The sequence below is a fragment of the Rhizobium yanglingense genome (assembly GCF_977109285.1).
On record NZ_CDSAWY010000004.1, the window covers coordinates 376,504 to 388,946 of the forward strand.

Here is a 12,443-nt window from a genome sequence, read left to right on the forward strand (position 1 = left end):
CTGTGGTCATGTCATCCGATTTAGCGCGGTGCCGCCCGCCGCTTCAATTGCCCGCGCCATGAAAAGCCGCGGAGTTTGCCGGGCGAAAAACTCAAACCATATGGAAAAGCCGGGAAACGGAGAGGTTCATCTAGCGTTCATGACAGGCATGTGACACTTCAGTGAAGATTTTATGACGTCGGAGTATGCCGTTGATCGCGTTGCTAATGAAGTCCGTACCGGCCAGAAAAGCAGCACTGCTTTCCGCCGGTTTCGGGTCGAGTGTACAATCTCCGGCAGCGCGCGCGGCAATCGGCATCGTATTTTCGCTTTCTCTCGCTGTTCCTCAGCGTTATCGCCGTCGAGTGGATCGCGCGCGGCACGTTGACCGATGTCGGCGAGTTCCTGACATCGACGGTTAGGCCCGGCATGACGACCGTCGCCATGCTGACGGTCGTGATGTTGACCCTCGATGCCGTATTTGGACGGCGCTACCAATCGGCATTGGTATTGATCCCGCTTTTCCTGATCCCGGCCTTTGTCTCCAATCAAAAGCAGCACTTTCTTTCCGACCCGCTTCTATCCGTCCGACGTGCTCTTTACCCGTCAGATCATGGAGCTGCTGCCGGTCATGGTGCGAGACAGGCCGTGGACCGCCGTCAGCACTTCTCGTCGGCATCGTGCTTTTCACCGCAGGCATCGTTTTCGCATGGCGTTACGCCTGGCAGAACTTCCCGAAACTGCTCCCGCCAGGCTCGCCTGCGCCACCTCTGCCTCGGGCTGCCGGTGATAGCGGCTTTCGCGTCGCATCATGGACTATTCGCAATATTCCTACATTCGCGACCGCCTGCAGGTGGTGCCGATGATGTGGGACCAAAAGGAGAACTACCGCAGCAACGGCTTCATACTGGCCTTCGCTCTTCAACATCCCGATGGCCGATGTCGCAGCGCCCGCCGGTCTCAACGCCGATGCGCTCGACGCGATCCCCTCGCGCAACTACGGCTATCTAACAGGCCCGGAAGACAAGCCGGACATCATCGTGCTGATGAGTGAGTCCTTTTGGGATCCGACGAGGTCTGAAAAACCTCTCGCTTCAGCGCCGATCCGATGCCGAACGATCCGCGCCGCGCAGTCCGGCTACGTCTTCTCGCCGGAATTCGGCGGCATGACCGCCAATGTCGAATTCGAGGCACTGACCGGCTTCTCGAACGCCTTCCTGCCCTATGGCAGCATTCCTTACCAGCAATATGTCCGCAGCGACGATGCCCTCGCTTGCCACCTTCTTCCGCGGCGAAGGCTATATCGCCCGCGCCCTGCACCCCTTCCAGCAGCTGGTTCTGGAACCGCAACGCCGGTCTACAAGGATTTCGGTTTCGAGGAGTTCCAGACCGAAGAGAACGATGCCGCCGATGGAAAAGCGCGGCATCTTCGCCTCCGATGAATTCGCTGATGAAGGAGATCATGCGCGAGGGCGACGGCCTCGATAAGCCGTTCTTCTTCTTCGCTGTCACCCTGCAGGGACATGGTCCCTACGAGCCGTACCGTTATGCCACGCAACACGATCGAGCATCCGCAGGCAACATTCCGGAAGCCGACCGTGCAGACGCTTGCGACCTATGCGCAGGGCGTGAAGGAAGCTGACGACAGTCTCAAGATGCTGATGGATTGGGCCAAGAAGCGTGACCGCGAAACGATCATCGTGCTGTTCGGCGATCACCTGCCGCCGCTCAACACCGTCTATACCGAGCACCGGCTACATGAAGGACAGGTCGCGACCGCGCAAGGGCGTCGCTCGACGCAGATGAAGGCGCGAGCATGAAACGCCGCTGGTCGTCTGGTCGAACAAGACAGGCCGTGAAGGAGAACGTCGGCACGATCAGCCCGGCGCTTCCTCTCCTACCAGACCTCCTCAAGTTCAGGCCGGTTTCGAGCATCCCTACTACACCGGCTTCCTCGGCCGCGTGCAGAAGAAATACGACATCATCGACCGTTACCAACTGGCGGCGCGCAACAACAAGGCGACGCCGGACTGGGTGCGCGACCGGAAAAAGCTCGATCCTCTTGTGCGTGATTACGGCTACCTGCAGCACGACATCATGTTCGGCAAGGCGCGGACGCTAGAGCGCTTTTTCCCAAAACACGACCTGCTTGCCGAGAGGATACCAGGGCCAATGATGGCAGTCGGCGGCTGCGTTCCACAACGCTTGCTGCCCGCTGGTGGTGAGGGGGTTTGACATTCCACCGCGCGAAACCAGCGGATTTCGACAAGTGATCGTTCTCGATACCAATGTCATTTCGGAACTGCTGCTGTCACCGAATATGGACGTCGTTGACTGGCTCGTGACGCAGCACTCTTCACAGGTGTTCACGACGGCGGTTACGGGAGCCGAAATCCTCTACGCGCTGCGCCTTCTTGCCGAGGAACGCTGCCCGCCCGGAGCTCGAGGCCGCTATCGTGCCGATTTTCAGCGAAGATATCGGCGGGCGTGTCCTGCCTTCGATCGGGACGCATCAGATGTCGATGCGACCATTGCCACGAACCGTCGCGAGCCGGCTGACCGATCAGCCATTTCGACGATCAGATCGCAGCCATTGCCATCTCACGCGGGGCGTCATTTGCAACCCCCGCAACATGACCGACTTCGACGGAGTTGGCCTTGATGTTATCAATCCCTGGAGGATTCGGGTGATGGTGGCAAAGACGCAAGCTGAAGCACCATCGCTGACGAATTCAGATCTTCCGCCCGTGGTGCCAGATATCGGAGCCAGTCATGCAAAGTATCTCGAATTTCGTTCACCTGCATTTCGACAGGCCGACCGAGGAACTCGGCGACATCGAAAAACGCGTCCTCAAGAGGACACACGAACGCAAGGTCATCTCGACCGACGTCAACGAAGCCTTTGCCGCTGAGGCGACTTTCGGAGCGCGCGTCGCTGACGGTATCGCAAGGGTCGGCGGCTCCTGGTCCTTTATCATCGCCTTCCTCGCTTTCCTCGCGATCTGGGCGGCAATCAATACGATCGTCCTGGCGACCCGCGCCTTCGACCCCTACCCCTTCGTCTTCCTGAACCTGATCCTCTCCATGCTCGCCGCAATCCAGGCGCCGATCATCATGATGTCGCAGAACCGGCAGACCGAGCGCGACCGCTTCGAAGCAGCCAAGGATTATGAAGTAAATCTCAAGGCCGAGCTCGAGGTCCTGTCGCTGCACCAGAAAATCGACATGCACGTCGTGACCGAACTCGCTGCACTGCGCGAAGAGGTCGGGCGCCTGAACGCTTCACTGGCCGCGAAAGGGGCTTAAACACCTTTGGCGTATTGCGGCGCGCCATCGTTGATCTCATAGAAATCGCCCTTGTCGGCACAGTAGATATGATAGCCGAAGGAAAGCCCGCTCGGCAGGTTGAAGGCGCCGGCCATCACGGAAACTTCTGGCGATCCCTTCCGCTGCCAGAAGAGCGCCGAGCCGCAGTTTGCGCAGAAGCCGCGCTCAGCAGTCTCGCTCGACCGGTACCAGCGGATCGAGCTCTTGCCCTCGATCGTCAGCCTATCAAGGGAGACGTCGCAAGACGCGTAGTAGAGCCCCGTCTGCCGTCGGCACTGCGAGCAATGACATGCGACGACCGGACCGGGCTTGCTCTTGCTTATAAACGTCACCGCCCCACAGGCGCAGCCGCCCGTATATTCCTTCGTCATTCGGACCCCCGTTCTCGATGAACTGCGAGATTGGCCGCTTGCCTGGGGCTGCGTCAAATCCAATTCCTTGAAGCCAAGCGTCAGAAATTTTGATGCCGAGCTTCTTGAAATGCCACGACCAGCAATCGGTGCACGTTCAATAAGAAAAGCCCGGCACTGGGCCGGGCTCTCGATTTCAGTCTTTCGGGTGGATCAGCCGTTGACGACCATGCGCTTCTCGTCGCGGCCGCCCTTCATGCGCTCGGCGAGCAGGAAGGCCAGCTCCAGCGCCTGGTCGGCATTGAGGCGCGGATCGCAATGGGTGTGGTAACGGTCGGCGAGATCGTCAGCCGAAAGCAGCGCGGGCACCGCCTGTGCATTCGGTCACGTCCTTGCCGGTCATCTCGATATGAATGCCGCCCGGATGCGTGCCTTCGGCGCGGTGGATCTGGAAGAAGCTTTCGACTTCCGACAGGATCCGCTCGAACGGACGGGTCTTGTAGTTGTTGAGCGTGATCGTGTTGCCGTGCATCGGATCGCAGGACCAGACGACCTTGCGGCCTTCGCGTCTCGACCGCACGGATGAGGCGCGGCAGGTGCTCGGCAACCTTGTCGTGGCCGAAACGGCAGATCAGCGTCAGGCGGCCGGCTTCGTTTGCCGGGTTCAGCACGATCGATCAGCTCGATCAGGTCGTCAGCCTGTCAGCGACGGACCGCACTTCAGGCCGATCGGGTTCTTGATGCCGCGGCAATATTCGACATGCGCGTGGTCGGGCTGGCGCGTGCGGTCGCCGATCCAGATCATGTGGCCGGACGTCGCGTACCAGTCGCCGGAGGTGGAATCGACGCGCGTCAGCGCCTGCTTCGTAGCCGAGCAGCAGCGCCTCGTGGCTGGTGAAGAAGTCGGTCTCGCGCAGGCTCGGATGGTTCTCGGACGTGATGCCGATCGCCTTCATGAAATCCATGGTTTCGGAGATTCGGTCGGCAAGCTTGCGGTAGCGCTCGCGCCTGCGGGCTGTCCTTGACGAAGCCGAGCATCCACTGGTGCACGTTTTCGAGATTGGCATAACCGCCCATCGCAAAGGCGCGCAGCAGGTTCAGCGTCGCGGCCGACTGGCGGTAAGCCATGACCTGGCGTTCCGGATTCGGAATGCGCGCTTCCTCGGTGAATTCGATGCCGTTGATGATGTCGCCACGGTAGCTCGGCAGCGAGACGCCGTCCTGCGATTCGATGTTGGAAGAGCGCGGCTTGGCGAACTGGCCGGCAATGCGCCCCACCTTGACGACCGGCAGCTGTGCGCCGAACGTCAGCACGACGGCCATCTGCAGGAAGGCGCGGAAGAAGTCGCGGATCGTGTCGGCGCCATGCTCGGCGAAGCTCTCGGCGCAATCGCCGCCCTGCAGCAGGAAGCCGTTGCCTTCGGAGACATTGGCAAGCTGCTTCTTCAAACGGCGGGCCTCGCCCGCAAAGACCAGCGGCGGATAGGTCGCGAGCTGGGCTTCCGTTGCCGCCAAAGCGCCGCCTGGTCCGGATAATCCGGGACCTGCTGGATCGGCTTTTGCCTCCAGCTGCTCGGGGTCCAAGTCTCTGCCATTTTAGTCACCTTTGTCTCGCCGGGATCACTGCCCGGCGCCTGTCGTCCACAATAACGGCGGCTTATAAACCTTTAGCATCCGCTTGCCTAGCGCCGTTCGACAGGTTCTGAGCGGGTCGCGAAGTCTGCCGCGCTTGTAGGGAAACCCTCTGATGCGCCTTCAATCCCGCCCTCCGGTTTACGTTACATATACCATGAATTTTGGGGGGTAATTCAGCAATTTGTGTCAAACCCGAATCTGAAACTGCACGCCATGAAGAGCGCGCTTTGTCTTCGCCGATGATCGGCCCGATCCTGGGGAATGGTATGAAGAAGCTGGCGCGCCGCCTTGCGGGCGATCGTTCGGGAAACTTTGGAATAATGACAGCATTGCTTGCCGTGCCGGTCCTCGGCGCGGCGGGCATGGCAGTCGATTTTGCGCACGCGCTCAGCCTCAGGACCCAGCTCTATGCGGCGGCGGACGCAGCGGCCGTCGGTTCGGTCTCGGAAAAATCGGATGCCGTGACCGCGGCCATGGCGATGACGGGCGACGGCAGCATTTCGCTCGGCAAGGCCGATGCGCAAAAGCTCTTCTTCGCCCAGATGTCCGGAGAACTTTCGGACATCCCCGTCGACCTCGACATCGATGTCGCAAAGACGACCAACAAGCTGAGCTCGACTGTCACCTTCAGTGCCACTGTCCCGACTGCTTTCATGCAAATTCTTGGCAAGAACAGCATTGCAATTTCAGGCACGGCGACCGCGGAATATCAGACCGCTTCGTTCATGGATTTCTACATCCTGCTCGACAACACGCCCTCCATGGGCGTCGGAGCGACGCCAGAGGATGTCGCACTTTTGAGAAATGCGACCAAGAATGGCAACAAGGAGGGCAAGGACAAGGATTGCGCCTTCGCCTGCCATATCGTTTCGGAGAGCGGCGTTGAGGATAAGGAAAGCTATTTCTATCTCGCCCGCAGCATCGGCGCGACCATCCGCATCGATGTCGTCGCCAAGGCGACCGAGGCTCTCATGACGACGGCCAAGAAATCGCAGGTGGCGCCGGCACAGTATCAGATGGCCGCCTACACGTTTGGCAAAAAGTCATCTGACGCCAATCTCTACACCGTTTCGGAATTGACTGACGATCTCACCGCAGTCGGTAAAGCGACGAAGAACATCACGCTGATGAGCATTCCGAGCCACAACACGCCCAACAACCAGACAAGCTATGACAACGTGCTAACTTCAATCGAAAAGAAGATCCCCACGGGCGGCAGCGGAATGACCAAGACGGATCGCGAGAAAATCCTGTTCTTCGTTGCCGATGGCGTCGGAGATAGCATTAAGCCAACTACCTGCACAAAGCGGCTTAATGGCGGCAAACGTTGCATGGAGCCGATCGACACGAGCTACTGCCAAAAGCTCAAGGACAAGAATGTCAAGATCGCCATCCTATATACGACATATCTGCCGCTTCCCGAAAATGGTTTCTATAGAGATTGGATCGCGCCTTTCCAGTCCGAAATTCCGCAGAAGATGAAGGAATGCGCCTCCCCTGGCCTCTATTTCGAAGTGACGCCGACGGAGGGCATTTCGGACGCCATGAATGCCCTCTTCTTGAAGGTCATTCACAGGCCACGGCTGACCGGCTGAGAGCCGCAGTCCGCCAATTGGCTCTGCCTCAAACTCGCTCGCCATTCCGGATTCGATAGCTCGGCACATACATCGTCACCAGCTCTTCCGCCGCCGTCGGGTGCACCGCCATGGTGCGGTCGAAATCCTCCTTGGTGCATCCGGCCCTCAGCGTGATCCCGAGGATTTGCGCCATCTCGCCGGCGTCGTGCCCGAGGATATGGGCGCCGACGACCTTGCGGCTTTCTGCATCGACGATCAGCTTCATCAGCATCTTTTCGGACCGGCCGGACAGCGTCGCCTTGAGCGGCCGGAACTGCGCCCGGTAGACCTCGAGCTCCCTGTAGCGTTTCGCCGCCTCCTCTTCCGAAAGGCCGACCGTGCCGATCTCGGGCTGAGAGAAGACAGCCGTTGCGATTAACTCGTGATCCGGCTTCGTCGGATTGTTCTTGTATTCCGTCTCGATGAAGCACATCGCTTCGTGGATCGCGACCGGCGTGAGCTGTACCCTGTCGGTGACATCGCCGAGCGCGTAGATGTTGTCGGCGCTCGTCCGCGAATACTCGTCGACGACGATCGCGCCGCGCTCGTTCGTTTTCACACCTGCCGCCTCAAGCCCAAGCCCGCCGGTATTCGGATCGCGCCCGAGCGCGAGCAACACCGGCGCCGGCATTCAGCGTGCCATTATTCAAGGTCTCGACGGCAAGCCCTTGCGTCGCCCTTCGACACCGTTTCCAGGGTGTCGCGGCACAGAATGCGAATACCCTTGGCAACCATTGCCTCATGCAGGCCGCGGCGCAGATCCTGGTCGAAGCGCGAGAGGATTTCCGCCCCGCGGTAGACCAGCGTCGTCTCGACGCCCAGTCCATGGAAGATATTGGCAAATTCCACGGCAATATAGCCGCCTCCCGCAATCACGATCGTTTTCGGCAGGTCTTCGAGATGGAACGCCTCGTTGGAGGAAATGCAAAGCTCGTGCCCCGGAAGTGCCGCATGCGGGTTCGGCCGGCCGCCGGTCGGCGATGACGATGCGTCTTAGCCGTTACGGTCTCACCGGTCTTCACCAGCCGTATCGTATGCGCATCGACAAGCTCGGCGCGCGTCTCGAGGATTTCCGCATTCGCGCCGGAAAGTCCCTTCTGATAGAGCCCCTCCAGCCGCGCGATTTCGGCGTCCTTGGCAGCGATCAGCGTCTTCCAGTCGAAAGAGCTTTCGCCGACGCGTCCAGCCGAAGCCGGCGGCATCCTCGAAATGCTCCGTGATATTGCGACGCATAGACGAACAGCTTCTTGGGCACGCAGCCGCGGATGACGCAGGTGCCGCCGTAGCGGTATTCCTCTGCAATCGCGACCTTCTTGCCGAGCGACGCCGCAACGCGCGCGCTTCTCACGCCGCCCGAACCGCCGCCGATGACGAAGAGGTCGTAATCATAGCGCATAGAACCCCGATAGGACGGCCGTGCTCCGTTAGGAATCGGCAGGCAATGCGTTCGATGGATATAATATCTGTGCCTGCAAAAACGAAAAGCCCGGACGATGCCGGGCTCTCGCGATCACATCAGCTGTGTCAGGGCTTTGCAGCAGGAGCAGGCGCACCTGCCGGCTTGTCGCCGGCCGGCGGAGTTTCCGGCACAGGCTCTACCTTGATGACCTTGCTGAGTTCCGTATTGGCATTCTTCTGGAGATCGCGGGCAATGCCCTGCGCCCAGATATCGGCTGCCCTGTTCGTCTCGCGCGATGCGATGGGGCCGTCCTTCAGAAGCTTCTTGCCGACCGCCGAGTTGTAGAAGTCGGCGATGGCCTTCAGCTCTTCAACCGTGAATGCCTTTGCATAGTTCGTTGCGGCTTCCTTCTCAAGATCAGAGCGGCGCGGTGCGAGCGCCAGAGCCTGCGCGTCGACCGTGGCGCTGATCACGTCTTCGTAGTTCGGCGAATCCTGAATGAGGCCGGCCTTCAGGCGTTCGGCGAGGCCGGGCAGGATATTGTCGAACTGCGCCGTTGCGCCGATGGCGGCAACGGCTGCACGCGCGGCCTTCAACTGCTCGTCGGAAATTTCCTGCGCCTGCGCAGCTGAGCCGAAAGCGATGCCGGAGAGAATAACCGTCGCGGCGGCAAAACGGCCAAGACCTGCAAATTTCTTCATGAGTTTCTGTGCTCCTGTTATCTGTTCGCCTGCAGCGTGCGCGCACCCGCTGGACCCGCGATGATCGCAAGTGACGCCATATTGAGAAAAAGCCCGTGCTCAACGACGCCGGGTATCGAATTCAGCTCGCTCGAAAGCGCGTCTGCATCAGGAATGCGGCCAAAAGATGCGTCGAGGATGTAGGTGGCCGCCGTCCGTCGTGAAGGCTCCGTCACCGGATTGGCGCAGTGTCAGGCTCGCCGGACAGACCGAGCCTGCGCAGCCAGTTCCTTTCGATCGCGATCCGTGTGGCAACGAGACCGAATGGATTGACTTCGATCGGCAGCGGAAACGCGGCCGAGCGTCTCGACCAGCTTGCTCTCGTCGGCAATCACGATCACGCGGTCTGAAGCCGCCGCGACGATCTTTTCGCGCAGCAACGCGCCGCCGCCGCCCTTGACCAAGCGCAGGCTCGCATCGATTTCGTCGGCGCCGTCGACCGTCAGGTCGAGTTCCGGGAGTTCGTCGAGAGATTTCAGCGGTACGCCGAGCTCGACGCAAAGCCGCGCCGTGCGCTCCGACGTCGGAACACCCTCGACCCTGAAGCCACCGGCAACCTTCTCCGCTAGCAGGCGAACGAACTCCTCTGCCGTACGTTCCCGTCCCGATCCCGAGGCGCATTCCATCTCTCGACGTGGGTCAAGAGCCGCCTCGGCGGCCTTGATCTTCATTTCGCGGGCGTCCATGCGCCGCCTACTCCGGTTGCTTGTCGTTGGATGTGCTGTTTACACGGCTCGTATGGCAAACGAAAGCCAAAATAATAGCAGGAAACCGAAATGCGAAAGCATCGCGCTGCGGCGTTACGGCCATAGTCTTGGCGTTGCTTTTTCAATGCCCATCACCTACTCCGGGAAGACCGGATTTCATGCCAAGAGGCAATTTCCTTGACCCCATGCTCTTGTCGTCATTCGATCTCGACGGCACGCTGCTCGATACCGCATGCCGATCTCGTCGCAGAGCCTGAACCTCACGATCGCCGCAGCTCGGTCTCGCGCCCGTGACCTATGCCGACCTGACCCATCTCGTGGGCCACGGCGCCAAGGTGATGATCGAGCGCGCCTTCACGCTGCGCGGCCACGCCGCTTTCGGAGACCGAGCTGTCCGCCTTTGCTGAGAACGCTTCATCGCCCATTACACCGATACGATGCCCGGTCGATACACAGCCATATCCCGGCCTGATCGCCGCCATGGATCGCTTTAAAAACCAACGGCGATACAAGCTCGCCGTCTGCACCAACAAGCTGGAATCGCTGGCGCTGACGCTTCTGCGAAAGACTCGACCTCACCGGTCTATTTCGCCGCCATCACCGGCGGCGACACCTTTCCGGTCCGCAAACCCGATGCGCAGCACCTGACTCGGCACGATCGAACGCGCCGGCGGCATACTGGCGCGCAGCATCGTGATGATCGGCGACAGCCTCAACGACATCGCTCGTCGCTAGAAACGCCAACGTCCCGTCGATCGCCGTCCCCTTCGGCTATTCCGACGTGCCGGTCGAAACGCCTGCGCCCGGACCGGATCATCCTGCATTATCGACGAACTGACGCCCGAACTCGTCGAAAGCGTCATTCGCGATTTTGCGCGGTCGAACGCGGTGGCTGCTTCTCGCTGAAATTCCCGATCAAGCGCGCGGCAAACTCATTTCGACCGCGCGCCCCAATAGATGCCGAATTATTCGAGCTTCCTCGCGCGTGCTCTCAAATATGAGTGCCTTTGAACACGGTGCTTGCACCACGGTCAACGACCCGGGGCCGGGTCAGACGAGCACTTGCGCTGGCGGCGATCCCGAAGACCGCCGCCCCCATTCCGGATCGAAAACAATCAGATCTGAGCGTCCCGCGCCTTCGTCGTCGCCTCGAATGCCGGTTCATCGTACATAGGCATCGCGGTCATAGACATCGTCGAAATATTCGACGACGCCGTCCTTGTTCGGCCAGGCGGTGAAATAGGCCACGTAGACCGGAATCTTCTGCGGCACCTGAGACCGCCTTGTTGCTGGCCAGCTGCGATCTGCATTGCCACATCGTCGACGCTCGTGCCGAGCACGGCCGCTGCCATCGCGGCGCGGATCGGCAAGACGCACGCAGCCGTGGCTCAGCGCCCGCATGGTCGCGCTTGAAGAAGCTCTTCGACGGCGTGTCGTGCATGTAGATCGCATGCGCTGTTCGGGAACAGGATCTTCAATTCGCCCAAGCGCATTGTCGCTGCTCGGCGGCTGGCGCACGGCAACATCGGCGGTCGAGCCGTTCCAGTTGACGCTGGAAGACGAAACGGCACGGCCGCCGATCTCCACCTGATAGCCGAGGCGGTCGAGATAACTCGGGTCGCTGCGCAGCTTCGGCAGCATCTCGTTGATGATGATCGACTGCGGCACGCCCCAGTACGGATTGAACTCGACGGTCTGGATCTCGTCCTGGAAGAAATAGGTCTGGTTCGCCTTCTGAGCCGACGACGACGCGCATCGACAACTGTTCGGCGCCGTTGTCGTCGTGATAGTAGGCCATAAAGGCCGGCTGGTTGATGAAGACGTAGCGGCTAGCCGAGATCGTCCGGCAGCCAGCGCGCCTGTTCCATCGCGACTGCGAGCTTGTCGATCTTGCTATGCGTTGGTGTCGCCGCCGGTCAGGATGCGGACGATCGCCTGGCCGACGACGCCGTCCGGCTTCAGGCCGTTTTCCTTCTGGAAGCCCTCGACCAGCAGAAACCAGCTCCGGCGTAGTAGTCCGGAGTCGCCGCTGATAGGCGGCGAGCGTCGCCGCATGCTCCGCCTTCAGCGCCTCCGAGCCGTTGCTTGCGGATGGCCTGCGACGATATTGGCGAGCTCCGGCGATTGCTGTCGCCCGGGCTTCAGCAGCGTGACCCGAGCGCGATCGTGATCGCGCTCGTCGCCAGCTCTACTCGGCCTCGAGCGCTGGCGAGTTCCTCCTTCAGTGCAGCGAATTGCGGGCCGTTCGGCGTGCTGGCTGGTTGAGATAGGCGGCGACATCGGGGCTCATGCGCGCATAGTTTCAGAAGCCGGAGCGAGGTTGACCTGCTTGCGCTTGAAATCGTGATAGCCGGAAATCTTGTTCGGATCGATGCGGCCGCGCACCGTATCCTGGACATAGGCGAGCGCATGCCGCGGAAAGCGCGATCTCGAACTGCACAAGAGCACGTGTCGCGGGCGGCCGATCATGATCGGCCGCGGTCGAACGTGCCGGCAGGCATCTGAACGGCGTAGTCCTGTCGGATCGAGGCCGACGCTTGAGCCGACATCGGCAAGGAAACGGCAATCGCCGCCTTGGCGCGGTCGTTGATCCCTGCGCCGGTCATCCAGACAAAGGGGTTCTTGGACGCGTGCCGTAATAGGCTTCGATGAGCCTTTGCGACATTCACGTCGTGCACGAACCTTCACGT

9 protein-coding genes and 4 pseudogenes are annotated in these 12,443 nt (G+C 60.5%); 3 read left to right on the forward strand and 10 right to left on the reverse strand.

What is annotated here, in order from left to right; genetic code table 11:
• Positions 1-294: 294 nt before the first annotated feature.
• Positions 295-2,121: pseudogene (locus ACW4PC_RS06765) on the forward strand (LTA synthase family protein); the annotation flags it as partial.
• 630 nt (positions 2,122-2,751) lie between these two features.
• A complete protein-coding gene (locus ACW4PC_RS06770) occupies positions 2,752-3,285 on the forward strand; it encodes a DUF1003 domain-containing protein (RefSeq protein WP_455873257.1) in 534 nt (177 codons plus the stop codon).
• On the opposite strand, the gene ACW4PC_RS06775 is transcribed toward ACW4PC_RS06770, so the two are convergent.
• A complete protein-coding gene (locus ACW4PC_RS06775; RefSeq protein WP_455873258.1) occupies positions 3,282-3,677 on the reverse strand; it encodes a GFA family protein in 396 nt (131 codons plus the stop codon). The genes ACW4PC_RS06770 and ACW4PC_RS06775 overlap by 4 nt on opposite strands.
• 192 nt (positions 3,678-3,869) lie before the next feature.
• Positions 3,870-5,251 (reverse strand): annotated as a pseudogene (locus ACW4PC_RS06780) (class II 3-deoxy-7-phosphoheptulonate synthase).
• A gap of 306 nt (positions 5,252-5,557) precedes the next feature.
• On the opposite strand from ACW4PC_RS06780, the gene ACW4PC_RS06785 reads away from it, so the two are divergent.
• Entirely contained in the window at positions 5,558-6,886 is a 1,329-nt protein-coding gene (locus tag ACW4PC_RS06785) for a TadE/TadG family type IV pilus assembly protein (protein ID WP_455873259.1), read from the forward strand.
• Positions 6,887-6,914: 28 nt separating this feature from the next.
• On the opposite strand, the pseudogene gor reads toward ACW4PC_RS06785, so the two are convergent.
• The 8 genes and pseudogenes from gor to ACW4PC_RS06825 form a co-directional block, all read right to left on the reverse strand.
• Positions 6,915-8,303, reverse strand: a pseudogene (gor, locus tag ACW4PC_RS06790) (glutathione-disulfide reductase).
• A gap of 128 nt (positions 8,304-8,431) precedes the next feature.
• Complete coding sequence (locus ACW4PC_RS06795; RefSeq protein WP_455873260.1) at positions 8,432-9,007, reverse strand: DUF2059 domain-containing protein; 576 nt, start codon at positions 9,005-9,007, stop codon at positions 8,432-8,434.
• Between the two features lie 17 nt (positions 9,008-9,024).
• Positions 9,025-9,732, reverse strand: a pseudogene (gene rpiA / locus ACW4PC_RS06800) (ribose 5-phosphate isomerase A).
• A 596-nt stretch (positions 9,733-10,328) separates the two neighbouring features.
• The gene (locus ACW4PC_RS06805; protein ID WP_455873261.1) at positions 10,329-10,475 is read right to left on the reverse strand and encodes a hypothetical protein; all 147 of its coding nucleotides are present in this window, start codon (positions 10,473-10,475) and stop codon (positions 10,329-10,331) included.
• A 439-nt stretch (positions 10,476-10,914) separates the two neighbouring features.
• Positions 10,915-11,607, reverse strand: a complete 693-nt coding sequence (locus tag ACW4PC_RS06810; RefSeq protein ID WP_455873625.1) for a L,D-transpeptidase family protein — start codon at positions 11,605-11,607, stop codon at positions 10,915-10,917.
• A gap of 39 nt (positions 11,608-11,646) precedes the next feature.
• A complete protein-coding gene (locus ACW4PC_RS06815; RefSeq protein ID WP_455873262.1) occupies positions 11,647-11,808 on the reverse strand; it encodes a hypothetical protein in 162 nt (53 codons plus the stop codon).
• A gap of 231 nt (positions 11,809-12,039) precedes the next feature.
• A complete protein-coding gene (locus ACW4PC_RS06820) occupies positions 12,040-12,222 on the reverse strand; it encodes a hypothetical protein (RefSeq protein WP_455873263.1) in 183 nt (60 codons plus the stop codon).
• Positions 12,219-12,431 (reverse strand): hypothetical protein, encoded by a 213-nt coding sequence (locus tag ACW4PC_RS06825; RefSeq protein WP_455873264.1) that lies wholly within the window; start codon positions 12,429-12,431, stop codon positions 12,219-12,221. Before ACW4PC_RS06825 ends, ACW4PC_RS06820 begins: the two co-directional genes overlap by 4 nt.
• Between the last annotated feature and the right edge of the window lie 12 nt (positions 12,432-12,443).